Raw genomic sequence first — 23886 nt, forward strand, 5'->3', positions numbered from 1 at the left:
CTATCACATGAATGAGACCGACTCGCTGTCCGAACTGCGCTTCACCGTCTCCGGCCGTGTCTCGCGACCGTGTGCCGAGGTCTATGAGGCTGTCGCCGACCCGGAGCAGCTCTCGCACTACTTCACCACCGGAGGAGCGCGAGGGCGCCTCGAGCCCGGCGAGGACGTGACGTGGGACTTCCACGACTTTCCAGGTCGTTTTCCGGTGACCGTTCTCGAAGCCGACCCGCCGCGTCGAATCGTCATCGAGTGGGATGCTCGGTCCGCGGCCCGCGATGATGGCAAGACCCGGACGACCTTCGAGTTCGAACCGCTCGACGACGATACGCGAACGCTCGTCACCATCACCGAAGAGACCTGGCGGGCCACGCCGGACGGGGCGAAAGCAGCGTTCGGGAACTGCGAAGGCTGGACCGGGATGCTCGCCGCGCTCAAGGCGTGGGTGGAGCACGGCATCAACCTGCGCGAGGGGCTTTACCGCTGAGAAGAGCGGCGTATCTCAGCCGCCGTTGCCCTTCTTGCCGCCGTTGCCATGGCCGCCGCCATTTCCGTGGCCGTTCCCTTGACCAGTCCCGTGTCCGTTGCTGTTCCCGCTCGCCGGCGGATTGGTGACCGACCCGGGACCTTGGCTGCTGCCCGGCTGGGGCGTGGGAGTCGCCGTTCGTACAGTTGTGACGACAATGGTCGGAACAGGTGTGTGCGCACCGTGATGCGGTTGGCTGCTCAAGGATGTCCACGCCACCGCGGCGCCCGTTATGCAGAGTGCGACGAGCCCTGCGGCGAGCGCGACCGCAAAGCTGCGCTTGCGCGACGGTGCCTCCGCGCGAGGTGCGGGCGCGTCGCGCGACTCAGTCGGCTCGGGGGCCACCGCGTTCGCTGTGGGGCTCTCTCCCGATCCGTCGCCGTCGACCGGCATTGACCCAGCGAGCATCGGCACCGTAGAGACCGCGCACAGAACGGCCGTGGCCTGATCGTCAACGGTGGGCAACTCGCCGCGCTCGACCAGCGAGCCGACGGAATCACCGACCAGCGCTGCAGCTGGGCGAGCGGAGGCATCCCGCTCCGTCATGGCGATGAGCAGTGCGCGCCACGCCTCTGACAGCCCGGCGGGTATCACTGGACTTCGCGCAAGACGAGCTACTGCGGCTTCCGGGGCAGATCCCGGGTATTCGCGTCGCCCCGTCAGACACTCCAGAACCACAAGGCCGAGCGAGTAGATATCGCTGGGCGCACCGACCTCGCCGCCTGAGACCTGTTCCGGACTGAGGTACGCGGCGGTGCCGAGCACCATGCCGGCGACGGTGATACGCTCGGATCCGCCAAGCCGCGCGATGCCGAAATCGACGAGCTTGACCGAGCCGTCGGCAGCATCGATGAGGATGTTCTCCGGCTTGACGTCGCGATGCACGATGCCGCGGTCGTGCAGGTGAGCCAATGCACCGGCGAGATCGCCGCAGACCCGCGCCGCAAGATCGGGATCCGCGCCGTCACGATCGATCCGGCGCCGCAGTGACTCTCCCTCGACGAGCTCCATGACGAGGAACGCCGGCTGGCCGACGTCCGGCGAGGACGGCCACTCCGCATCGAACAGGGTGACGAGGTTCGGATGACTCGCGGACGCCAGCACGTGCGCCTCACGCAGCCTCCGCTCCCGGTCGGCGGCGATGGGCTCGTCCGAGGCGAACACCTTCACCGCCACCGCACGCTCGAGCTTCTCGTCCCACGCACGGTAAACGGTCGACATCCCGCCGCGACCCACGACTTCGCCCAGACGGTACCGCGCCGCGAGCACCGCGGCCGGCGGAATATCGCCGCCTTCGCGCATGCGTCACCTCCGGGTCAGCAACCCACGGTACGAGGCGGCACAAGAGAATCCCACGGGTTGACGTGGGCCGCCGACGCGTCCATGGAAGTACGCGGTCACGGCCACCTACACCGAAGGAACTAACGAGACCGGTCAGCTCGGACTCCCAACTGGTCGTTCTCCTCTGGACAGTCAGGCGCTAGGCAACACTGTCCAGTCGCAGTCCAGGGCTACGCTCGCACCCGGCTCCAGCCGCCGCAGGGGCGAAGTCGCCTCTATTTCGACAACTGCTGCCGTGGACGTGAACCCTCGGAGCGCCTCCAGTGGCTCGTCGAGCGGAGTCTGCATCCACACCTGAGCTGGACTGTCGTCCGGGTAGGCCTCGTACCGATTCACGTGAAAGGTCATGCGAAGTCCTGGTGCCTCAGCACGACGGACCTCAATCTCCCCACAGGCGCTCGGAAAGCCGAGTTTCCCGATGGCCCGGGCGAAAGGCATCCGCATGACTCCGTCGTCGGCGTACGCCTTGAGCGTTCCGTGCAGGCTGAAGAGCGGAATCGCGCCGCTGCCCTGATGACACCTCACGTAAACGCCCGCGTGCGGCGACGCGAGATCGGCCTCGTGCACGGGCAGTTGGGCGACCTCCCACGCCGCCCAGCGCCGCGCGCGCTCCGACTCGTTGCGGAGCGACGTCTTCACATGCATGCCGAGCGACGTGACCGTCACAGTCCGTGTCATCCGAAGACCCGTCCGCGGGTCGAACGCGCTGCGCATTCCGATGCCGTTCCCCGAGCGTGCGATCACGTCGAATGCACCGGCGTCGAAGACCCGATCTGGAGGCCCGTGCCACTCGTCATCACCGTCCCAGCCCTGCGGTGCGACCCATGATTTGTCGCCGCCCCAGTTCTGCCAACTGGAGAAGTCGCCGAGAGACAGCGGGTCCGCCTGCTCCACGAGCAGGTTCAGGTTTCCGTCGATCAGGTCGGGATTGCGCCAGAACAGGTTGACGCCGCGATGGGAGAACGAGAGCACTCTGCCGCCAAGCGCCGGCACGACAACCGCCCGCACTTCACCCGCCCCGAGCGCTATCGCCTCCACCGTCGTCACGATGGACCGGCACCTTGACGGCGCCCGGCATCGCTCGCGCGTCCGGGTTCGCCTGGCGCGCCAACACCGTCCTCCGGATCCGGCTTGTTGAAGAGCAGGAGTTCGGGAAGGCTGGTGGCGAAGTAGTCCGTGCTACCGTCCGCACGAACTGCCCTCGGCGGCATCACTTCCGGCCGTCCTTCGCCGAGGTTCTCAGGCGGTACACCAGGCGGCAAGCCGAGTGCCGAGCGCGCTGCATCCCAGGCCGCGAGCGTCTTGCCCTCTCCGCCCTCCCACGGCTGGAAGCTCCTCGACTCGAGCAGATGCAATGCTTCGGATGCTCTTCCTTGCCGCGTCAGCAGCTCGGCGAACTGCACGACCAGGTCATCTCGCTGGATGACGAGCTCCCGCTCGCCTTCCAGTCGTTCGAGCCGTTCGGAATCCGAATGGCCGAGTCGAGCGGCGAGCTGGTCCTGTTCGAACAAGAGCCGCGCGTCGTTCCGGTCGAGCTCCCGTGCGCGCTCGTAGTGCGCCCAGGCTGCGTCACCGTCGCCGAGCACGTTGAAGGATGCGAGGCCGGCGTTCCGGCGAACGCGCGCTCGATCCCCGCCCGACTGGATGGCGCGCAACCAGAGTTCCAGCGCCTCCTCACGACGACCGGCGTCGTACAGCAGCATCCCGAGCAATTCCGCCGCGACGTCGTCAGTCGGGTCGTCGTCCAACGCCGCGACGAGTGCGTCGTGCATGTCCAATCCGCAGGGGAAGCACCAGGTCGTATCGGTCGCGCGCGCCGATTCGCGGGCTGCGGTCGCCCCCCGGATGTCGCCAACGCCTTCCAGAAGCCGCGCGCGCACATAATGCGCCATGGGTGCGAGGTTGCCCGCAGGGGTCGGCTCGAAGTCGGCAGTCAGCTCTAGCGCGGCGATGGCGTCATCGAGGTCGCCGAGTCGCTCTAGCTCCAGTGCGAGGTCGAAGACGAGACCGGCGTCCTCAGGCAGAGAGCGGTCCGCTAAATATCGGAAGAGGTCATCCAATGGGCTGCTCGCCATGGCCGCGGCCAGCACGGTTGCCGCCTCCGCGTCGCGGCCCAGGCGGCGCAGCGCGACGACCCGAACCACCTGCAATCGTGAGTCCTCGGCGCCGGATTCAATCAAACGCGCGGCATCGCGCTCGGCGAGTTCGGCGTCGCCGTCGAGCAGCGCGTTCCGAACGGCGAGTACTCCGGCCGGGACCACCCAGTTGCGATCCCAGGACGACTTGGCGAACCAGCGCACCGCCTCGTCGCGGCGGCCCAGCCGCTGCAGGATCAGCCCCAGCAGATAGTAGGGCTCGGCGTCTTGCGGGTTCTCATTCCGGACTGTCACCCGTGCGACCGCTGCTTCCGCACATCGAAGCGCCGTCTCGTAGTCGCCCATGCGGTACGCGCGGTCCGCCAATGCGAGATTCGTGCGCGAGTGGCCCGCATCTCGCCGCAGCGCTTCGCGCCAGTACGGCATCGGAGACCGCGTCGGATGCCTGTACTGCTGCAGGTGCAGCCCGGTCAGGTAAAGCTCCTCCACACTCCCCACGTCTTCCGGCTGCGGCGGTTCCGTCGCGACCCACGGCTCGACGTCGTCGACGTCGTCGAGCCTCCAGGTGAGGATGCGCTCGTCGCCGTCGAGGAGTTCGACCCGGATGTTCGCCAGGGGCACCGCTCGTGCGGTCCTGGCCTCCAGACTGAGCACGGATCCGGGCACGGCGGATTCGCTGTGTTCGGCGATCACGATGTGCTCAGCAGTCACTCGAATGGTTGTATTCATGGGACGCGTGACGGCGCCAGCCACGGCGATCCGCAGGCCACCCTCGAGCGCCTCTGGATCAGCTTTCAGGTCGACGTGCAGAGCCGCATCCCGGTTCGCTGCGTGCGCCACGCCGATCGCAGGGATCGGATACCAGAGCTGCGAGAACCTGCGCACCTCACCGGACATGAGCCATGAGAAGTCGGGCTGGTTGTCGGTGAAAACCCCGGCCATGAGCTCGACATACGGGCCGTCCGAGTCGGTGAGTTGCCTGTCCCAGGCGTGACCGAACGGGGAGTTGCCCCAGGTCCATTGCTTCTTGCCGGGCGAGATACGACGGTCGGCCCAGTGCACCACTCCGGCTCCGGCCTCGTGGTCGTAGCCCCCGAAGAATGCCTCATCCGAGTCGACGACCATGTACGAGGTGGGAACCGGGATATTCCGGTAGAAGTCGATGCGATCGGCGCCCGGGTGCATCCGAGCGCGTGCCGGGTAGTCGACCTCGTAGTAGGGACGGTCGGCGGCGGGAAAGGCTGTGATGGCGCGTCGCGCGTGGTCCGCGACGTATCGCACGTCCTGCGGAAAGAAGGATTGATAGTGATCGTGCACCCGCACCGCGGCGTTCGCCCACCACAGGAACGTCTGCCGCTGATCGGTGCGATTGTGCAGGCGAACAACGACCTCGACATAAGCCCGATCCGGATACAGCCGGATGCCGTGGGTCTCGGCCATACGGGTGAAGGGATCATGGTCGGAGCACCACACGGTCACGCTTCCGTCGTCTCCGTGCTCAATCTCCGCTTCCATCGGCAGGTAGGTCGCCGGCCGATGATGCTGCGGCCAGTTGAACTCCACGCCCCCGCTGATCCAGGGTCCGGTCAGGCCAACGAGCGCCGGCTTGATCACGTCGTTGCGGTAGAAGAAGTCGTAGCCCGTCGTCTTGTCGCGCCCGGTGTGGATGCGTCCCCCGAGTTCCGGAAGCACCGTGAGCCGGAGGTAGCGGTTCTCGAGGTGGATTGCGTGCCACGATCGTTCGACCGCCTGCTGATCGACGCTTTCGATGAACGGCAGCGGATACACCCGTCCGCTCGAGCCCTGGTACACCCGATGGTCGAGATACATCGGCAAACGAGACGGCGCGCGCGGCTCGTACGTAGGGATGACGACATCTTCAGCCCATGCAATGGCATCGCCGGCGGCGAGCCTGTCGAGCAGGTCGAGCGGAGGCGTCTGGCTGCGGGAATCCGTGTTGAGCTGGGACGTCATGGTCTCACCATAGAAACGACCACCAGGGGCCCTGAATGGTCGAACGGATGAACCTTCATGGACTTTTCTCTGATCCTGGTTGCGACCAAGGTCCCAGAAAGACTGGCTATCCACCGCATCTACCTGGACGTCTAGTACTCGTCGAGCGGAGTCAGGACGAGCACTTCGGCGTCTTGCGCCCACGAGAACCGAACGGGTAGGCCGACGGTGGAGACAGACTCCGCCGTCACTACGTCCCCGCCGAATCGGCCGAACCCGTCCCGCACTTCATATCGACAGCCCAGCCTGAGAGCGGTGGGAAAGACCCGCGAAAGCTCACGATCACGCGTCCGATCGCGGTCACTGTCATACACGAGGATGACGACCCGCGGGTCGTCAGGTGGCCCCGCGAACTCGATCGCGTACAGATTCTCCCCCGGCAGACCATGCGTGCGTACGTCTCCGTGGTGTACGACCTTACGGATCTCCTTGTATGCCTGCACCATCGACGTGGCGTCAGTCTTCTCCACCTCGGACCACGAAGACAGATCGCTACCGATCCCGAGCACGCCTGCCATCGCGACGGCGAACCGGTACCCGAGCGAGACCGGCTGCCGGTCGCGGTGCCCAGCGTCATCGGACACCCAGGAACTCATCGTCCATGCGGGATACGCACTGAGAAAGCCGTGCTGGATGACCAGGCGGTCCCGCGCGCCGACCTGGTCACTTGGCCACACGACATCCGCACGTGCCAGAACGGCGTTGTCGATGCGTGCGCCGCCGGACGCGCACGCTTCGACCACCAGATCAGGATGCTCCGATCGCAGCATCTCGAGCACGCGGTAGAAATTGCGCGTGTGCTGCACGCTCCACTCCCGGCCGTGCAGGCTACCCGGTCTGCCTCCGTCCGTGATCGGCCTGTTCATGTCCCACTTCAGGTAGCCGATCGACGCGGATGACAGCAGTGTGCGGAGCATATCCATCACCCACTCGACGACATCGTTTCTGCCGAGATCGAGCACGTACTGGTTGCGTATGGTCTCCAGCGGTCGGCCGTCCGCACGATAGACCCAGTCGGGGTGCAGTCGATACAACTCGGAGTCGGGATTCACGCACTCGGGCTCTACCCAGATGCCGAACCGCATTCCCAGCCCTTCGACCACCGTCGCGAGTTCGGCGAGGCCATTCGGGAACTTCACCGGGTCCGGTTGCCAATCTCCAAGGCCGGCCCTGTCCGAGGTGCGACCGGCGAACCAGCCGTCGTCGAGCACGAACGTCTCGACGCCGAGAGCGGCAGCCTCGCGAGCAAGAGTCTTCTGCTGCTCGACGGCGACGTCGAACGCGGTCGCCATCCACGAGTTGTAGACGATCGGACGGGCGCGCGGCGAGAGGTCTCTGGCGAGCTCGGCTCTCTGGAACTCATGCCATCCGCGGCTGACGCCAGCGGCCGACTCGGCGGAGAAGATGCCGAGGCTGTCAGGCGTGCTGAATTCCTCCCCCGGTGCAAGCACGACCGTCGTTACGTCCTCGTGCACTCCGCACGACACCCTGGCGTGCTGGCCTACCGCCGCCGTCTCCACCTGCAGCCGCCATGACCCGCTCCACTCGAGCGCGACGCCGTAGGCGTTCCCGTGCTGGCGTTGGAAGGATTCCGCATCGTTGAGGGCGGACACAGTCACGACGGGGCTGAACGAGAGACTGGTCACGCCTTGTCTGCTGCCGAGGGAGAAGGTGCCCCAGTGCAGGTCGATCGACCGGCGCTGGAACTCGTGTGCCCAGCTGCCGCCCAGGTAGTCGACGTGCACGTCCTGGCCGAGCGGCAGGTTCCACGCCGCGGAGAACATTCTGGGCAGCTCGATCCGGTCCGCACCGCGGTTGACCAGGCGCGCACTCCGACGGATCACGTCGTGCTCCCGGGAGGTGCGCGCTCGCAACTCGAGTCTCAGCGTTCCCGTCTCTTCGTCGAACGGCACGACGAGCTCGTCGCCGCCATCGCTTCGACGACTCAGCACCTCGTCGCGTACGACCGACCATCGTGCTCCGGTACGGCCGCTTCCTCGATCGATGAGCAGTTCACTGAAGGATGCATGCCGCTGGCCGTCGCTTGCATACTCGAGCGGCTGCACGTCGGCCGCAGATGAGAACGACACGAACCGCTCTGGTTCATTCCACTGCGGGATGTCGTCGAGGGCATCCTCGGAAATGCTTGGTCCCCAGTAGTCGAGCACGAGCCCGGATCCGTCCGGCGTCACGCTGACGATGTACGACGTGCCTCTCGTTCTCAGATGCCAGCGAAGGCGCGCTGAATCGTTGGCGGACATCCGACGGTTCGATTCTTCCGTTGTCGCTTCTGTCACTTGCCGGCGCCGAGCGTGAGGCCGGAGACGAATTGCTTCTGGAAGATGAAGAAGACGATCGCGGTAGGAATCGCAGCAATGATCGCGCCGGATGCGACAACATTCCACTGGCTGACATAGCCGCCCTGAATGTTGAGCAGTTCCGCGTTGATCGGGAACTTCGACTCCGTGCGGAGCACGGTGAGCGCCCAGAGCAGGTCGTTCCAGACCCATGTCGTCGCGAGTGCCGCGAGTGCTGCCAGGGACGGTCTGGTCAGCGGGAGCACCAGCCTGAGATAGACGCGGAGTTCACCGGCGCCGTCCACGCGGGCCGCTTCGAAGATCTCCGCCGGAATGGAGCGCATGAAGCCGTGCAGCACGAATGTATAGAAGCCGAGGCCGAACGCGACCTGCACCAGGATGAGCGCGAACAGGGTGTCGGGAATACCGAGGCTGTCGGTGATGCGCGCCACCGGGATGAGCAGGATCTGCGCCGGCAGGAGGTTGCCGGCAAGCATGAGCAGGAGGATCGCATGCCGGAACGGGATCTCGTAGCGGCTCAAGGCGAACGCCGCCCAAGACGCGAGCAGGAGCGAGAAGAACACGGTGAAGGCCGTGACGATGGCGCTGTTCGCCAGCGCGTGGTTCACGAGCCCGCTCGTGAACACGGTCGCAAAGCCCTCCCACGAGAACGAGTGCGGAAGCGCGCCGAGGCCGTTCTGCGTGATGTCAGTGAATGATCGGAACGCGACGACGACCACGAACACCATTGGAGCGATCCAGATGAGCGAGATCGGTGCCATGTAGAGATGGAAGAGCCAGGAGCGCTTCTTACGCGGCTTCGCGGGGAGCTCGGCCGGGTAGGGCAGCGGAGTGGTCGTCATGTCAGTCCTCCGACTTCGACGCGCGCGTCAGGTATCCGATGATGAACACGATCGCGAGCAGGAAGATCACGACGGCGATCGCTGAGCCATAGCCGAGGTTCACGGTGGTGAAGGCGGTCTGGTACATGTACGTCGAAAGCAGTTGGGTGGAGTTGTAGGGTCCGCCCTGCGTCATCGCCCAGACGATGTCGAAGGTGCGCAGCGAATCGATCACGGTCACGGCGAACACCACGGCGTTCACACCGCGCAGCTGCGGCATGACGATGCGCCAGAACCGCTGCCACTTATTCGCGCCGTCGACCGCGGCTGCTTCTTCGAGTGTCGGGTCCACGCCCTTGAGACCCGCCAGATAGAGCACCATGATGTAGCCGCACTGGCGCCAGACGGCGGCCACCAGCACCGCGGTGAGAGCCGTGGCCGGATCAGCGAGCCACTGCTTCTCCCAGGAATGCAGACCGATCATGCCGAGCAGTGCGTTCACGGATCCACCCGGGGCGTACAGCAGACGCCAGAACAGCCCCGTCACCGTGAGCGAGAACACCATCGGCAGATAGATCGCGCTGCGGTAGAAGCCCACGCCGCGCCTCGGCTTGTTCAGCGCGAGCGCCAGCAGAAGGCCGATGACGACGGATGCTCCACCGAACCCGATCACCCAGTACACGTTGTTGACGAGGGCCTGCAAGAAGATCGGATCGGTGGCCAGGTTCTGGAAGTTCTTCAGGCCGACGAACTCGGGTGCTCCGACACCGTTCCACCTCGTGAGGGAGATGTAGAAGCTGTTGATCGCGGGCCAGAACACGAGCGCTAGCTCTATCGCCAGCGGAACGAGCAAGAACGCCCAGATGAGCGGTGGAACGCGCCGCACGGATCCCCGACGGGAGCGCTTGCGCTGAGGTGCCCCGTCGAGATGCGCGGCAACGTCCACCGTCGCCGTCACGAGTTCCACACCTTCTTCGCTGCCGTCTGCCAATCGGCGAGGATCTGGTCTACGTCCTTGGGCGTGGCCAGGAACTTCACGAGCGCCGTGTCGGCCGTCGTCTGCAGCGCATCGGAGGAGTCGCGATTGAAGAACTGCGTGATCTCCTTCGTCTCATTGAGCATTTTGAGGCCCTTCTGCACCAGGGGCGAGAAGTTCGATGTGCTCACGGCCGGTGACGTCGGAAGGTTCGACGACTTGGACTTCTGAATGAACTCCTCCTGCTGTTTGGGGCCGGCCATGTAGGTCAGGAAGTCCATGACGGACTGCTTGTTCTTGGAGTTCGCGCTGGCGAAGAAGCCGTCGGTCGGGGCTTCCTCCGCCGACGGGACGGACTTGTCGATGACGGGGACTCTGAAGAAGTCGAGATCGTCGGGATTCTGCGTGACGTTCTCACTGATGAAGGCGCCGGCGAGATACATCGCGTCCTTGCCCTGTACGAGCGGGGTGACGGCATCCTGCCAGGCATACGAGCCCATGTTGGGGTCGAAGTACGGCACGAGCTGCGCGTAGTACTTCATGACCTTCTTGACCTCGGCGCTGTCGAACGAGTGCTTTCCCGCAAGCAGCTCGCGGTGGAACTGCGCCCCATTCACCCGTAGGTCGAGGATGTCGAACCATCCGGATGCCATCCACGGCGTCGTGCTGAGACCTTGCGCCAGCGGGTTGATCCCCTGCGCCTTGAGCTTGTCGCACAGCGAGATGAATTCGTCCCACGTGGTCGGAACCTCGACCCCCCACTTCTTGAAGTTGGACTTGAAGTAGAAGATCCCCCACCAGTAGTAGTCGGTGGGCATGAAGATCTGGCGTCCCTTGTCGTCGCTCGAAAGCTGTTTGAGCGCCGGGCTGAACTTGGACGCGACTCCCTTGCCCTCCCACAGCTCGGAGAGATCGAGCAGAAGCCCTTTGCTCGCGTAGTCCCTGGCGACCGATCCCGCGTACCACGACAGCACATCGGGGGGATTGCTCGAGGTGAGATAGGTGGAGAGCTGGGCGCGGAACTGCTCCGTGGCGACCGTGTTCATCGTCACTTTCCCGCCGACCGGATGAGCGTTGTACTCCTTCACGAGGGCGGTAAGCGCACCTTTCGGCGCGGGATCCGACTCTGAGTTCTGAAACACGATCGCGCCCGTGCCCGAGCCGCTGCTGGACCCGCCTGATGGACCGCCTGTGACGCAGCCGGCAAGGGCCGCGACCCCGCCTATGGCGACCGCACCCGCGAGGAACGTGCGACGTGTGACCTCTGTCTTCGTAGCCATGTTGTGTCCTCCTTGACTGCCTGTGCGCTTCGGCTACAGGCCCTGTGATTGCATTGACGTGAACAGCCGGTTGCATTCGACCTGGAGCCGGACGTCGCTCCACATCGGGTGGTGGGGCGCGGCGTTGGAGCACACGATGGTGCCCCATGCACCGACACGTGCTGATTCGCTCACCGCTCGCCGACAGAACTCCGCCCCGACCGGGCCCTCCTCGAAGTTGCCGTGAAGCGGGGTATAACCGATCCATCCCTCGCCGAAGACCAGGGGGATGCCGCGCTCGCTCGCGCGATCCGCTGCGACATCGAGCCAGATGCGCAGCACCCTGTCCATCTCCACGCGGTGCACCTGGTAGCGCTCGTACAGGAACCGGTCGAAGGCTTGCGCATCTGCCCAGTCGTGCAGGAAGATTTCCGGTTTTCCCACGATCGTGGCGTCCATCTTCCATGCGGAGGCGTCCGGAAGCACCCAGGTTGTCGCATCGGGAGCGTCCGGACGCAGGATGCCGGCAGCATCCACCGCAGCCCGTGGGAAGTCGGCGAGGTCCCCCCGGAGGTCGAACGCCGCCGTCGTCTCATTGAGAACGCCGTAGATGTACGGGTGCACGACCAGAACATCGATCTCGACGGGTACGGCGCGCATCGCCGCGACGGGCACGTGCGCGTAGTTCACCGTGACCGGGCGATCGGGCTGCAGCTCGTGGAAGCGCGCGAGTCCGCGCGACAATCGCGGTTCGAGCTCGATGAGACAACGCACCTCGTCCGCGCGTCCCGAGGTGATCCCGTCGGTGAGATGTCCGCCCTGAACCTCGTTATGGAGCTCGGTGAAGGCGATTCGATCGTCGAGGCCGTGCTCGGCGAGAAAGTCGATGAGCGCTGACTGCGACTCTGCGAGCGCGACCACCCGGTCATCGGGGTCGATCGCCCGAAGCGAATCCCACCACGACGAGTCGGCACCGAACGAGGATGATTGCTGGTACTCCCAGGAGGAGAGGATGACGAAGAGGTCATGCCTTTTGCAGACCTCGAACAGTTCGAGCAGCTTGGCGCGGCCGTCAATCCGCGTCGGCGTCTTGACGTCATACCAGCGCACGTTCTGGGCGTAGTCCCCGCCAAGGCGGTCGAGCTCGATCGCGCTCGTGTCGAGCCCTGAGCCAAACAGGAGAAACGGCATCGCGCAGATGCGAATGGTGTTGTAGCCGCGCTCGACAGCTTCGGCAGCTGCGCGGTCCAGATCTTCGAACGGCTCCCCGTCGCCGCTGCGGACGTACCAGGAGAAGTCCCACAGCGTGATCGTCAGGCGCTTGGGCAGGTGTACCGGGACCTGGACGGGAATGTAGTTGCTGCGGTAAGTCGCGCCGCGGTGTTCGGCGACGACGTCAGGGGGATTTCCGTTCTCACCGTTGAGCATGTGGTCAGCCTAGGAAAGCTCTCGACCGGCCCGGAATGATGGTTCCTACGGGATTCCTGGATGATTCTCTGATTTGCTACGCTCTTCGCCATGCTGCTTCGAGATGGATTCCCCGGTCAGCGGTTACGCGTGCTCCCAGCGCCGTTGGTCCGCGGTGCATTGGAAGAACCCGTCACGAGACGCCTCCTGGTAACCGATGCAGGGTACTTCCCGCACGCGGCGGCCCATGGACGGATACGTACCGACGGTGCACGCGAGGCGATAGTCATGGTGTGTACTGGCGGGTGCGGCGTCCTTACACTCGACGGCCGGGACCACAGAATCGAGACAGGCGACGCCGCCGTCATTCCGCCCGGATCGCCACACAGGTATATCGCAGATCAGCTCGACCCATGGAGCATCTGGTGGCTCCATGCCACAGGGTCGGATGTCGACGAGTTAGTCGCGGGCATCCTCGGCACTGACGCCGATCCGGTTCTCCATCTCCGGGATGTCTACACGGCGGTCGCCCTCGTGGAGCAGGTCGTCTCGTTGCTCGAGAACGACGAGACGATGGCGACGCTGTACAAGGCAGCGGGGTCGGCCTGGAACCTGTTCGGACTGCTCTGCGCGGATCGCTTGCGCGGGGAGCCGCAGACCAGCGACCGCATCCATGTCGTGCAGGAGTATCTGCGCGCGAACCTCGCATCATCGGTGTCGGTCTCCGACCTGGCTCGGCTCGCCGGCCTCAGCACGTCCCACTTCTCGGCCCTGTTCAAGGCGTCTACCGGATCAGGTGTCGTCGAGTACGTGAAACGCCTACGCAGCGCGCGGGCGCGCGAATTGCTCTTGACGACGGCCCTGTCGATCAGTGAGATCGCGGCCCAGACCGGATGCACGGATGCGTTCTACTTCTCACGGCAGTTCCGTGCGGTCAATGGAACCTCGCCGAGCGCTTTCCGTGCAGCGGCCGCGAGCACATACGTTTAGGTGCGAACGCGTCTCTCCCCGCACGTCGCATTCGGCAGCTGTTCAGCCGGCGAGATACTCCTCCTCCCCGATCGCCGCCTTCCACTCCGCGTAGAGCGCGTCTGCGGCCCACGGTGCGGCCGCGAGCACGCCTCCGGATGTCGGGAACGACGTCGGCGACCCATCCTCACCGAGCACCAGGCCGCCGGCCTCCTGCACGATCAGGATCGCAGCGAGGTGATCGACCGCGCCGAACGAGCCGATCACGGCACCGACACCGCGGCCGGCCGCGACCCCGGTCAGCGTCAGCGTTCCCGATCCCATGATGCGCATCGTGCAGTAGCGGTCGCCCAGCCGGCGGAGCAAGGAGACCATTCCGGGCCACGGATGCTGGTTCGCCAGCTCCGTGCTCACGATGCGGCCGCGGAGCGGGTCACCATCGAAGGGTGCGGCATCCGTCAACCGGAGCGGATGCCCGTTCAACCGCGCCCCAGCACCTCGCCTCCCATCGAAGACATCACCGCGCCACGGGTCGGCGACCACGGAGACGACCGGCTCGTGGTCCACCACGAGTGCGAGCGAGAACGCGTTCCAGGGCACGCCGTTCGCGAGATTGGCCGTGCCGTCGACCGGGTCGAGGTACCAGCAAGGCACCCCCGCGCGCTCCGATCCGCCGAATTCCTCGCCAACGAAGTCGTGATCGGGGAACTGTGCTCCGATGACCTCGCGCACCTGCCGTTCGACCGCGGTGTCCACCTCGGTGACGAGGTCGGCGGCATCGCGCTTCGTCGAGATCGTTCCGAGGTCAGCGGCGCTCGTGAACTCCACCGCCCATTCGGCCAAGGAACGAGCGACCAGGTGCGCGCGGTCCAGCTCCTCCGCAGGATCAGCTCCAGACCCCTCCTCCGCATCCGTCGCGATGCTCTGGAATCGGCCCAGCCGGTTGGTCGTCACGGTGTCCACTCCTGTTCTGATCGCCCAGCGCATGACCGCATCGTCATCGACGGTCCACACCGTGACGTCGAGTCCGAGCCGATGGATGTCATCGACGAGCCCAGGAGACATCACGGCGAACGGCGTGTTGATGCACTCCGGCCGCAGGTCGCCGAGGTCGTCGTCGGTCGGCGGCGTCGTTCGGCTCCACGGCATCCAGATGCGTGCGTCGGGGTCGAGAGCCCTGATCGTGCGCATGCCATCCAGGTCGCCGCACCAGGCAATGGATGCGCCGGCACTCTCCGGCGCGATGACGGCGTGGGCGGGAGCCGCGAACGACGCGTCGTCCATGTCGATGAGCAACGTCGAGTGGACGCCGTCGAAGAGCTCGAGCACCTCGCCGAGCGACGGCGGACGGTGATCGGCGTCACCGAGTGCGAGCACCTCGTCCCAAGTCGTCTCGGCCACCGGTTGCGGAAGGTTCCACAACCGTTCGAACGTCGGGTCGTGCACGACGACCACCTGCCCGTCACGGGTGACGCGCACGTCGATCTCCACGAAACCGGCACCGGACGCGATCGCCGAGCGGATCGCGGGCAGCGTGTTCTCCCGGTACCGGCTGGAGTCGCCGCGGTGCGCGCACGCACGAACGCGCAGCCCGGTCGCCGTCATCGGGCGGATGCCCCGTCGTCCGACGTCACTCCGACTCGCGGCCGATCGGCGGACCCGGCCATCGGCCCGGCGGCGGCACCCGCGACCGTCACGCGCTCGCGGGCTCGCTCGGTGGTGCTGCCCTGCAGCACGCCGTCCTCGTACCGCAGCGCGCGCACGATGCGCGCGAAGCCGCTGTCCCCGATCACGGGCGCCTCGCCGGAGACGTACGCGCGCAACGTGGCATCCGTTCGGCGCAGCACGAGCTCGTTGAAGTGCCCACGCGGGATGACCCGCTCGACCACGGCCTCGACGGCACCGGGCGCCGGCTCGCGGTGGAACGCGACATCCTCGGGCCGAACGGCGGTCGTCTCCTCGCCCGGCACGATCACGCCGTCGCGCAGCGATCCCTCCAGCATGTTGATCGCGCCGATGAACGTAGCGACGAACGTGGTGCGCGGCTGCGCGTAGAGCTCAGCCGGGGTGCTGTACTGCTCGATGCGGCCGGCGTTCATCACGGCGATCCGGTCGGAGACCGACATCGCCTCATCCTGGTCGTGCGTCACGATCACAGTTGTGATGCCGAGCCGCTGCTGCAGCTCGCGGATGTCTTCCCGCACCTTCACCCTCAGCTTGGCGTCGAGGTTGCTGAGCGGCTCGTCGAGCAGGAGCAGCTGCGGCTCCTGCACCAGCGCCCTGGCCAAGGCGACGCGCTGCTGCTCCCCACCGGAGATGCGTCCTGGCCGTGAGTCCCTGTGGTGCAGGAGGTTCACGAGCTCCAGCGCGTGCTCGACCCGGCTGGTGACCTCCGCGCGCGGGAGCTTGCGCAGGCGCAGGGGGAACGCCACGTTCTTGAACACCGTCATGTGCGGCCAGAGCGCGTAGTTCTGGAACACCATCGCGCTCGGCCGGCGCTCCGGCCCCAGCCGTGTCACGTCGCGACCCGCGACCCTGATCGATCCGCTGTCCGGATTCAGGAACCCGGCGATCATGCGCAACGTCGTGGTCTTGCCGCATCCGGACGGGCCGAGAAGCGACACCAGCTCTCCCTGTCGGACGGAGAGGTTGAGGTCGTCGATGATCGTGCGCCCGCCGAGCACCTTGTTCAGGCCCTCGATGGTCAGGCCCTGCTCGTCACGTGCGGTCTCGCGGTTCTGTTCTGCGGTGGCGCCGTGGTCACGCTCGCCCATGGTGCACCCCTTCTATCTGATCTGGAAGCCCTCGGCCAGCTGTCCACCCATGATGTGCTTACGGGCGACGAGCAGGAGGACGACGGACGGAATGGACAGCAGAATCGAGAACACGGCCGCGACCTGCTTCGGGTAGTTCAAAACGAGCGTGTACATCTCGGTCGGCATCGTGAAGTAGTCGGGTGCGCCGACGAGGTACGTGCCCTGCGCCTCGTCGAACGAGGCCAGGAACGACATGACGATGGCGACGAGGATGCCCGGCAGCGCCATGGGCAGCGTGATGCGGAAGAAGACCCGCAGCTTCGATGCGCCCGCGTCGCGCGCCGCCTCCTCGAGGCTCCGCGGAACCGCCGAGAATGCCGCGGCCGGGATCCACGTCATGAACACGATCGTGCCCAGCAGCTGCACGATCACGATGCCGACCACGGTGTTCATCAGGTTCAGTGCGTAGAACAACGACGCGAGCGTGGCGAACAGGCCCATCTTCGGGAATGCGTTCGTCGCGAAGAGCCCCACGAGGAACGTGCGCCTTGCGAAGAACTCGTGCCGGGCGAACGCGTACGCGGCCGGCAGGCAGATCACGGCGGAGCACAGCACCACGATCGGCGAGATCACGAGCGAGTTCTGCACGGCCGCGCCGAGACCGGGGTCGCTGAAGACGGTGCCGAACCAGTGCAGCGTCCAGCCGTTGGGCCAGAGGTTCGGGAACGTCCAGCTGGTGGCGAAGGCGTGCACGGCAAGCCACGCCAGAGGCCCGAGGATGAACAGGATCATGAACGCCGAGAACAGCACGATGAGCGCCCTGCCGGCGATCCGGCTCACGAGCGGGCTGCGCTCCTCAAGCCGCGGCTCCGGCCGGTCGCGTTCGACTGCCGGCGGCGGCGTGCGATCGGTGACCGCGCTCATCACGCCCTCCCCTGTTCCTTGGCGCTCCGAAAGTTCGCCCATACATAGAACGCGCCGATCGCGGCCGCGACGATGAAGATCGTGAACGCCATCACGATCGACTGCTGGGGCCGGTTGAATGCCGTGAAGTAGCTCGTCAGCATCACGCCGAGCATGGTCGGCGCGTTCGGACCGGTGAAGTACGGAACCGTGAACGACCCGATCACGCCGATCGCGGTGAACGTGGAGGCGATCACGATCGGCACAGACGACATCGGGATCAGGATGCTGAACGCTATGCGCGCGCGGGACGCGCCGGCATCCTGCGCGGCCTCGATCATGGCATCCGGGATGGACTGGAACCCGGACGAGATCATCAACACCGCGAACGGCAGCGACGTCCACACCGAGCCGATGACGATCGCAACCACGGTGTAGCCCCAGGTCGGACCGACGAGGCCGACGGAGGCGAAGACGCTGCGGATGAATCCGTCGCCGGCATAGAACGTGAGGATCGCCCACGACGCGATGACCACGGGGATGAACAGCGGGACGACGGCGAGTCCGGACAGGAGCGTGGCGAACCAGCCGCCGCGCATGCGCAGATAGAGGCCGATGCCGATCGACATGCCGAGCACGACCACGGCGCTCACGACGGTGACGACGACCGTGACGGCGAGGTTCGTGAGGAACTGGGTGTCGCCGAAGACGTCCACCCAGGCCGCCAACGTTCCCCACCAGTCCGTCGCCTTGTGCACCTGCTGTCCCACCAACGAGACCACGGTGTTGAGCCCGCCGGTGAAGCCGAGGCTGAACCCGAGCGCGAGGATGACGGGCAGACCGACGAAGAGCAGCACGAGCACGATCGGCGGCAGGGCCATGAGGAACCCGGCCACCGAGAGCCTCGGGGTGCGCTTGACCCCGAGGCTCTTCGTGCCGCTTCTCGAGCGACGCGCGGTGGAGACCGTCACTTGCCGGGCACCTGCTGAGACCACTGCTGGTTCATGTCGTTGTTCATCTGCGCCTGGTACGTCGGGCGCAGCTTGTCGATCTGCGCGTTGGCGAACTCGGTCTGGATCGACTGCGGCAGCTCCTTCAGCGGGATCACCGGGTAGCCGGCGACCGACTGGGAGATGGATGCCTGCGCCGACGGCGTCAGCAGCCAGTTCAGCAGCTTGTAGGCATCCTTCGCCCGCGGCGACGCCTTGAGAACGCCAAGGTACGAGGCACCACCGGTCAGAGACGGCGTGGTCTGCGTCGCCTTGATGTTCTTCGGGATCTGTCCGCTCTGCACACCGGAGGTGAACTGGTCGGACCAGACCGGCGCCATCAGGATCTGGCCACTGGAGAGCAGGTCGAGCACCTGGTTGTTGCCGTTCGGGTACACGCCCTGCTGGTACACGTAGGGGTTCAGGCTGCGCAGCGTCGCCCAGCCGGCGTTCCAATCGGTCTCGAGGTTCGGCTCGTACTCGGTGACCATCTTGGCGCGATCGGCCGACGGAATCGTCTTGTCGAGCACCGTGGTCACGAACGCACCGCCGCTACCGCCGGATGCCGGTGAGCAGTACGTGAACTTGCCCGGGTTCGCCTTGATCCAGGCGAGCAGGTCGTCGACGGTCTTCGGCGGCGAGCTGATCTTGTCGCTGTTGTAGGCGAGCAGCACGGATGACGCCCGGTACGGCACCGAGTTCGCCCCGCCCGGCTTGCGGATCGCCTCCGCCACCTTGGAGAGGTTGGGGATCTGCTTCGGCGTCGCGGTCGCGAGCAGTCCACTGGTGGAGAGCTGCTGCACGAATCCGGCGTCGACGATGTCGTAGCCCGGGTCGCGCTTCTGCACGGTGGCGGCGGTGATCTTCGCCACCGTCTGCTGGTCGTGCACACCATGCAGGTCGAAGTCGACCTTGACGGAGTACGACGGGTTCGCCTTCTCGAAGGCGGGGATCAGAGTCTTCTGCCACAGGTCCTGGATGTTCGTGTCTGCGCTGACGAAGACCGTGAGCGAGTGCTTGCCTCCCGAAGTGCTGCCGCCCTGCGACTGATTCGCGCTCTGCACGCATCCCGCGAGAGCGAGCGCGACGGCGGTCGCCAAAGCACCCGCCATCACTCTCCGTCGTGTTGTTCTCATCGTTGTCCTCCTGTCGTTATCCGTTTTCTCGCCCATTCGGCGATCGGTTCCCAGTGCTCGTCCGGAAGTTCCTCGGGCAATGCGGCCGCCAGCTGTTCGCGTCGGGGTGCGCTGGATGCCCCGCCGAGCGACTGTACGGATGCCGACGCCGCGAGCGTGGCGAACCGCAGCGCGGTCTGCAGCGGCCAGGCCTCGCGCTCGGCGGTCATGAAGGCCGCCGTGAACACATCGCCGGCGCCCGTGGGGTCGACGGCCCTGACGCGCGGCGCGTAGACGCGCTCCACCTGGCCACGCGCGGAGTCGACGGCGAGCGCTCCGGCCGCGCCCAGGGTCACGACCACGAGGCCGGCCCGCTCCGCCAGCACCCGTGCGGCACCCTCGACGTTGTCGCTGCGCGTGTACGCGAGCGCCTCGTCCTCGTTCAGGATGAACGCATCCACATTCGTCAGCCGCTCCAGGTCGCTGCCGTCCCACGCGCCCGTCACGTCCCAGCCGACTCCGCCGTAGACGCGAGTGCCGCCGGCACGCATGCGCACGACCCAGTCGGCCTCCGCATCGGCCAGGTCGGTCTGGCAGTACCCGGCGTCCGGCGTCCCCCCGGCAGGCAGCGTCGAGGGCATCGCGGACGCCTCGTCCTCGTACGTGACGAAGCTCCGGTCGCTCCCCTCGGTCATGACGGCCGTCACGGCGACACGGGCAGACGGATGCTCGGCGATCCAGTGGGCGCGCAACCGCGGTTCGTCCTCGAGGAGCGAGCGCACCAGACGGCTGACCGGGTCTGTGCCGAGCACCGCGACGATGCCGGAATCCATTCCCAATCGTGCCGCGGCGATCGCCCGGGTGGCGACGCCACCGGCGGTGAGAACGAAGTCCGAGGCGTGCACCTCCTGCCCCGGACCGGGCACGGGAACGTCGGCGAAGACCAGATCGCAGTAGAGCCGGCCGCCGAAGACCGCATCGATCCCCGCCGGGGAGGCCTCGATGCCTGCGCTCGGTGCGAACCTCTGCTCTTCCACCTGGTGCTTCTCCACTCGCGGTGCGTGATCACGGGAACTCGGGCTACGACGGGCGCGTCGCCATTGATCGCGCGAATTGTGACATTGTTTGACTGGCTTTGAGCATAGGCGCGCGACGTGCCCCCCGGTCAAGGGATGTCAGGACATTTTCTCAAACCGTTACCGCTCGTTCAGCCGGGTTCGGCGTCGCCTTCCTCCTTCCTTCTTGCGCGATTCACGCAAACTCCGTCACCCGACGGATAAACTCGTGCCCATGATTTCGAAGGCCCGGCGCACCCGGATCCTCGACGCCCTGGCCGTCGACGGATCGGCTTCGGTGCGAGAACTGGCCGAACGCCTCGAGGTGAGCGAGTCCACGATCCGCCGTGACCTCCAGCGGCTCGACGAGAACGGCGAGCTCGTGCGCACGTACGGCGGCGCCGTCGTCCAGCCGCGGGCCACGTCGGGTCAGCCGGGTGACCCGGAGCGCCTCGAAGACCCGTGGACGGTCGGCGACGACCTGGAGGCATCCCTCAAGGCGGCGATGGGCAAGGCGGCGGCCGATCTCGTCACCGACGGTCAGGTCGTGCTGCTCGACATCGGCACCACGACCTCGTTCGTCGCCCGTGCGCTGCGCGGACGCCCGGTCACGGTCATCACCGGAAACGTCGCAGCGTTCGACGAGCTGCGCGACGACGAGGCCGTGCGGCTCGTTCTCCTCGGCGGCGTCTTCCGCCGCAATTACCGCAGCCTCGTGGGATCGCTGGCGCAGAGTTCACTCGACCAGGTGAGCGCCGACATCGCGTTCCTCAGTTGCACCGGCGTTCGTGAGAACGGCTCGGTGGTCGACGACATGGCCGTCGAGGCTCCAATCAAACAGCGGATGCTCGCGGTCGCCGATCGCAGTGTGCTGATGGCATCCGATCGCAAGTTTCCCGGCACGGGTTCGTTGCGGCTGTGCTCGCTGGCCGACGTGGACACGCTCGTGACCACCGAGGGAGCGAATCCGAACACGACAAGGCTCTGCACCGAGGCAGGCGGAACGGTGATCGTCGCATGAAGCTCGCCATCCTCGGCGGCGGAGGATTCCGCACGCCGTTCGTGTATCAAGCGCTGCTCGGCGACATCGGCCCACGACGGGTCACCGAGGTGGCCCTCCTCGACAGCGATCGGAGCAAGCTCGACGGTATCCGTCGCATCCTCGACGAACTCGCCCAGGGACAAACGGCACAGGGGCGCACGGATGCTCCGCGCGTCGTCACGACGACCCACGAGCGCGAGGCGATCGAGGACGCGGACTTCGTGTTCGCCGCCATCCGGGTCGGCGGGATCGCCGGTCGCCGGCACGACGAGCACGTTGCACTCGACCTCGGAGTGCTAGGGCAGGAGACCACGGGGCCGGGCGGTCTGTCGTACGCGTTGCGCACCATCCCGGTAATGCGTCACTACGCCGAAGTGATCCGCGAGCACGCCCCGGGCGCCTACCTTCTGAACTTCACGAATCCGGCGGGCATCATCACCGAGTCACTGCAGCCCATTCTCGGTGACCGCGTGCTGGGCATCTGCGACACCCCGTCCGGTCTCATTCGCCGGGCGGCGACGCTGCTCGGGCTCGAGTTCGACCGCCTGCAACCCGACTACATCGGCCTCAATCACCTCGGCTGGATGCGCCGGCTGCTCTACGACGGGGTCGACGTGCTGCCCGCGCTGCTCGCCGACGACGAGCGGCTGGCAGCGCTCGAAGAGGGCGAGGTGTTCGGCACGCAGTGGATCAGGGCACTGAGGACGATCCCCAACGAGTACCTGTACTACTACTACTTCAATCGCGACGCGGTTCGGAACGTGCTCTCATCGGGCCTCACCAGGGGCGACTTCCTCGCGCAGACCCAGGACGAGTTCTTCCACGGGCTGGCCACCGAGGCAGGGTCGGCCGTCGAGCGCTGGCGCGCCGCCGTGGCGCGCCGAGATGCGAGCTACATGGCGGAGGCGAAGGGCGGCACGCAGGATGCCCCGGCTCGCGCACCGCTCTCGGACCTCGACCCGGTGATGCAGGGCTACGCCGGCGTCGCGCTCGAGGTGATGCACGCGATCAGCCGCAACGAGCGCTCCACGATGATCCTCAACGTGCGCAATCGGGGCGCGATCCCCGGCATGCCCGACGACGCCGTCGTCGAGGTGCCGTCGCTCGTGGATGCCGGCGGCACGCATCCGCTGGTGACCGCAGCCCCGGATGCGCACCAGCTTGGCCTCATGCTGCAGCTCAAGGACGTCGAGCGGCACATCATCCGCGCGGCCACCACAGGCGACCGCAACGAAGCGCTGCTCGCGTTCGCACTGCATCCGCTCGTCGACTCGGTGACGACCGCGGAACGACTTCTCGACGGATACATCGCCGCCATCCCGGAGGTCGCGGCGGTCTTCCGCGGTTGACCCCTGCCTCCCCTGACGAGGCCTCCGCTAACGAACAACGAGCGGGATGACCTCGACGGCGCTGTGGTCGGCCCGCGTCTCCGCGAGCAGGCTTGCCAGTGCGACGGCATCCGCCTTCTCCGGCACGTCGATGAGGTAGAAGCCGCCGAGCATCTCCTTGGTCTCGGCGAAGGGCCCGTCTGCTGCGGTGGGCTCGCCGGCGCTGGAGGCACGCACTGTCGTCCAGACGCTGCGACCCTCGAGTTGCCCAGAGGCCAGGATCGCCGTGGCCGCCTGCTCGCGGAAGCGGCGGTGTCCCTCGTCGATGGCTGCCCAGTCGTCGGCGGTCATCGCATCCCACCGCTGCTCGTTCCCGCTGATCGCGATGAAGTACTCGGCCATGTGTCGTCCCTCTGTGCGTCGGTGACGAGCGTTCACGCATCGTCACGGAGACGTCGAACAGCCGGCGCCGGATTCGACACGACCGGCTCACGCGATGGTGAAATCGGCAGAGTGCCGAACGACGACGGTCAGTCGAACTTCGGCAGCACGTACATCGGGAGCGCGAACGAGAGCGCCATGGCGATGATGCCGCCGAAGAACGTGAGGCCTTCCCAGTTGGCGACTTCGGGCGCATAACCCATCAGCGCCATACCGCCGAGGAACAGCACTCCCGAGACGACCAACGCGACCACTTTCATGCGGAACACTCCCACTCTGCCGGCACCCCGAGCGGTCGGTGCCTCGCCTTCAAACCTAGCCGGTCGGGTGCGCGGGCGTCAGCGGGGAGCATCCATTTCTGGATGTTCGGGCGCCGGGTTCACGGATGTTCGCGCTCAGGCGCGCACTGGGGCGGAATGGGGGTTCTATCTGTGAGGGATTCTCGCTAGTGTGGCCCTGGGAGACGCTCTTCCGTTGTTGTCGGTTCGAGCGGCGATGACGCGATCGGGCACCGGAGCGATGCCTAGGGCCGCG

20 protein-coding genes are annotated in these 23886 nt (G+C 66.2%); 4 read left to right on the forward strand and 16 right to left on the reverse strand.

All coding sequences use genetic code 11. From position 1 onward, the window contains the following. Positions 1 to 7 precede the first annotated feature (7 nt). Positions 8 to 484: an SRPBCC family protein gene (locus ACYVII_RS09075; RefSeq protein ID WP_460534118.1), complete on the forward strand. Its 477-nt coding sequence runs from the start codon at positions 8 to 10 to the stop codon at positions 482 to 484. Positions 485 to 499: 15 nt separating this feature from the next. On the opposite strand, the gene ACYVII_RS09080 is transcribed toward ACYVII_RS09075, so the two are convergent. The 8 genes from ACYVII_RS09080 to ACYVII_RS09115 form a co-directional block, all read right to left on the reverse strand. Beyond that, positions 500 to 1825 carry a serine/threonine-protein kinase gene (locus ACYVII_RS09080; protein WP_460534120.1) on the reverse strand — a complete coding sequence of 442 codons (1326 nt, stop codon included), beginning with the start codon at positions 1823 to 1825 and terminating at the stop codon, positions 500 to 502. 171 nt (positions 1826 to 1996) lie between these two features. After that, positions 1997 to 2911: a hypothetical protein gene (locus tag ACYVII_RS09085; protein ID WP_460534122.1), complete on the reverse strand. Its 915-nt coding sequence runs from the start codon at positions 2909 to 2911 to the stop codon at positions 1997 to 1999. Further along, positions 2908 to 5934: a DUF5107 domain-containing protein gene (locus ACYVII_RS09090; protein WP_460534124.1), complete on the reverse strand. Its 3027-nt coding sequence runs from the start codon at positions 5932 to 5934 to the stop codon at positions 2908 to 2910. The genes ACYVII_RS09085 and ACYVII_RS09090 overlap by 4 nt, the downstream gene beginning before the upstream one ends. A 131-nt stretch (positions 5935 to 6065) precedes the next feature. Beyond that, positions 6066 to 8234 carry an alpha-galactosidase gene (locus ACYVII_RS09095; protein ID WP_460534125.1) on the reverse strand — a complete coding sequence of 723 codons (2169 nt, stop codon included), beginning with the start codon at positions 8232 to 8234 and terminating at the stop codon, positions 6066 to 6068. Positions 8235 to 8266: 32 nt separating this feature from the next. Further along, positions 8267 to 9133: a carbohydrate ABC transporter permease gene (locus ACYVII_RS09100; RefSeq protein ID WP_460534127.1), complete on the reverse strand. Its 867-nt coding sequence runs from the start codon at positions 9131 to 9133 to the stop codon at positions 8267 to 8269. A gap of 1 nt (position 9134) precedes the next feature. Next, positions 9135 to 10070: a carbohydrate ABC transporter permease gene (locus ACYVII_RS09105; RefSeq protein WP_460534129.1), complete on the reverse strand. Its 936-nt coding sequence runs from the start codon at positions 10068 to 10070 to the stop codon at positions 9135 to 9137. Further along, the gene (locus ACYVII_RS09110; RefSeq protein WP_460534131.1) at positions 10067 to 11368 is read right to left on the reverse strand and encodes an ABC transporter substrate-binding protein; all 1302 of its coding nucleotides are present in this window, start codon (positions 11366 to 11368) and stop codon (positions 10067 to 10069) included. Before ACYVII_RS09110 ends, ACYVII_RS09105 begins: the two co-directional genes overlap by 4 nt. Positions 11369 to 11401: 33 nt before the next feature. Then, on the reverse strand, positions 11402 to 12775 hold the full coding sequence (locus ACYVII_RS09115; RefSeq protein ID WP_460534133.1) for a cellulase-like family protein: 1374 nt from the start codon (positions 12773 to 12775) through the stop codon (positions 11402 to 11404). 90 nt (positions 12776 to 12865) lie between these two features. Between ACYVII_RS09115 and ACYVII_RS09120 the strand changes: the two genes are divergently transcribed. Then, on the forward strand, positions 12866 to 13744 hold the full coding sequence (locus ACYVII_RS09120) for an AraC family transcriptional regulator (protein WP_460534135.1): 879 nt from the start codon (positions 12866 to 12868) through the stop codon (positions 13742 to 13744). Between the two features lie 42 nt (positions 13745 to 13786). On the opposite strand, the gene ACYVII_RS09125 is transcribed toward ACYVII_RS09120, so the two are convergent. The 6 genes from ACYVII_RS09125 to ACYVII_RS09150 are packed head-to-tail and all read right to left on the reverse strand — an operon-like array spanning position 13787 to position 20523. Then, on the reverse strand, positions 13787 to 15328 hold the full coding sequence (locus ACYVII_RS09125) for an inositol monophosphatase family protein (protein ID WP_460534137.1): 1542 nt from the start codon (positions 15326 to 15328) through the stop codon (positions 13787 to 13789). Beyond that, the gene (locus ACYVII_RS09130; RefSeq protein ID WP_460534139.1) at positions 15325 to 16497 is read right to left on the reverse strand and encodes an ABC transporter ATP-binding protein; all 1173 of its coding nucleotides are present in this window, start codon (positions 16495 to 16497) and stop codon (positions 15325 to 15327) included. The genes ACYVII_RS09125 and ACYVII_RS09130 overlap by 4 nt, the downstream gene beginning before the upstream one ends. A gap of 12 nt (positions 16498 to 16509) precedes the next feature. Continuing rightward, on the reverse strand, positions 16510 to 17403 hold the full coding sequence (locus tag ACYVII_RS09135) for an ABC transporter permease (protein WP_460534141.1): 894 nt from the start codon (positions 17401 to 17403) through the stop codon (positions 16510 to 16512). Further along, positions 17403 to 18353, reverse strand: a complete 951-nt coding sequence (locus ACYVII_RS09140; protein ID WP_460534143.1) for an ABC transporter permease — start codon at positions 18351 to 18353, stop codon at positions 17403 to 17405. Before ACYVII_RS09140 ends, ACYVII_RS09135 begins: the two co-directional genes overlap by 1 nt. Beyond that, positions 18350 to 19507, reverse strand: coding sequence for an extracellular solute-binding protein (locus ACYVII_RS09145; RefSeq protein WP_460534145.1), 1158 nt, complete (start codon positions 19505 to 19507; stop codon positions 18350 to 18352). Before ACYVII_RS09145 ends, ACYVII_RS09140 begins: the two co-directional genes overlap by 4 nt. Further along, positions 19504 to 20523, reverse strand: coding sequence for a carbohydrate kinase family protein (locus ACYVII_RS09150; protein WP_460534147.1), 1020 nt, complete (start codon positions 20521 to 20523; stop codon positions 19504 to 19506). The genes ACYVII_RS09145 and ACYVII_RS09150 overlap by 4 nt, the downstream gene beginning before the upstream one ends. A gap of 253 nt (positions 20524 to 20776) precedes the next feature. Between ACYVII_RS09150 and ACYVII_RS09155 the strand changes: the two genes are divergently transcribed. Together ACYVII_RS09155 and ACYVII_RS09160 are read left to right on the forward strand one after the other, a co-directional pair. Then, positions 20777 to 21562, forward strand: a complete 786-nt coding sequence (locus ACYVII_RS09155) for a DeoR/GlpR family DNA-binding transcription regulator (RefSeq protein WP_460534149.1) — start codon at positions 20777 to 20779, stop codon at positions 21560 to 21562. Then, on the forward strand, positions 21559 to 22932 hold the full coding sequence (locus ACYVII_RS09160; RefSeq protein ID WP_460534151.1) for a 6-phospho-beta-glucosidase: 1374 nt from the start codon (positions 21559 to 21561) through the stop codon (positions 22930 to 22932). The genes ACYVII_RS09155 and ACYVII_RS09160 overlap by 4 nt, the downstream gene beginning before the upstream one ends. 27 nt (positions 22933 to 22959) lie before the next feature. On the opposite strand, the gene ACYVII_RS09165 is transcribed toward ACYVII_RS09160, so the two are convergent. After that, entirely contained in the window at positions 22960 to 23313 is a 354-nt protein-coding gene (locus ACYVII_RS09165) for a YciI family protein (RefSeq protein WP_460534152.1), read from the reverse strand. Between the two features lie 128 nt (positions 23314 to 23441). Further along, positions 23442 to 23612 carry a hypothetical protein gene (locus ACYVII_RS09170; RefSeq protein ID WP_460534154.1) on the reverse strand — a complete coding sequence of 57 codons (171 nt, stop codon included), beginning with the start codon at positions 23610 to 23612 and terminating at the stop codon, positions 23442 to 23444. Positions 23613 to 23886 lie beyond the last annotated feature (274 nt).

Source organism: Humibacter ginsengiterrae, assembly GCF_054780115.1.

Bases quoted from the DNA above. Each gene is read 5' to 3' on its own strand.
- ACYVII_RS09155 (WP_460534149.1), top strand. From the start codon at position 20,777: ATGATTTCGAAGGCCCGGCGCACCCGGATCCTCGACGCCCTGGCCGTC.
- ACYVII_RS09100 (WP_460534127.1), bottom strand. From the start codon at position 9,133: ATGACGACCACTCCGCTGCCCTACCCGGCCGAGCTCCCCGCGAAGCCG.
- ACYVII_RS09130 (WP_460534139.1), bottom strand. From the start codon at position 16,497: ATGGGCGAGCGTGACCACGGCGCCACCGCAGAACAGAACCGCGAGACC.
- ACYVII_RS09110 (WP_460534131.1), bottom strand. From the start codon at position 11,368: ATGGCTACGAAGACAGAGGTCACACGTCGCACGTTCCTCGCGGGTGCG.
- ACYVII_RS09170 (WP_460534154.1), bottom strand. From the start codon at position 23,612: ATGAAAGTGGTCGCGTTGGTCGTCTCGGGAGTGCTGTTCCTCGGCGGT.
- ACYVII_RS09165 (WP_460534152.1), bottom strand. From the start codon at position 23,313: ATGGCCGAGTACTTCATCGCGATCAGCGGGAACGAGCAGCGGTGGGAT.
- ACYVII_RS09160 (WP_460534151.1), top strand. From the start codon at position 21,559: ATGAAGCTCGCCATCCTCGGCGGCGGAGGATTCCGCACGCCGTTCGTG.
- ACYVII_RS09115 (WP_460534133.1), bottom strand. From the start codon at position 12,775: ATGCTCAACGGTGAGAACGGAAATCCCCCTGACGTCGTCGCCGAACAC.
- ACYVII_RS09090 (WP_460534124.1), bottom strand. From the start codon at position 5,934: ATGACGTCCCAGCTCAACACGGATTCCCGCAGCCAGACGCCTCCGCTC.
- ACYVII_RS09145 (WP_460534145.1), bottom strand. From the start codon at position 19,507: ATGAGAACAACACGACGGAGAGTGATGGCGGGTGCTTTGGCGACCGCC.
- ACYVII_RS09075 (WP_460534118.1), top strand. From the start codon at position 8: ATGAATGAGACCGACTCGCTGTCCGAACTGCGCTTCACCGTCTCCGGC.
- ACYVII_RS09080 (WP_460534120.1), bottom strand. From the start codon at position 1,825: ATGCGCGAAGGCGGCGATATTCCGCCGGCCGCGGTGCTCGCGGCGCGG.
- ACYVII_RS09135 (WP_460534141.1), bottom strand. From the start codon at position 17,403: ATGAGCGCGGTCACCGATCGCACGCCGCCGCCGGCAGTCGAACGCGAC.
- ACYVII_RS09095 (WP_460534125.1), bottom strand. From the start codon at position 8,234: ATGTCCGCCAACGATTCAGCGCGCCTTCGCTGGCATCTGAGAACGAGA.
- ACYVII_RS09120 (WP_460534135.1), top strand. From the start codon at position 12,866: ATGCTGCTTCGAGATGGATTCCCCGGTCAGCGGTTACGCGTGCTCCCA.
- ACYVII_RS09125 (WP_460534137.1), bottom strand. From the start codon at position 15,328: ATGACGGCGACCGGGCTGCGCGTTCGTGCGTGCGCGCACCGCGGCGAC.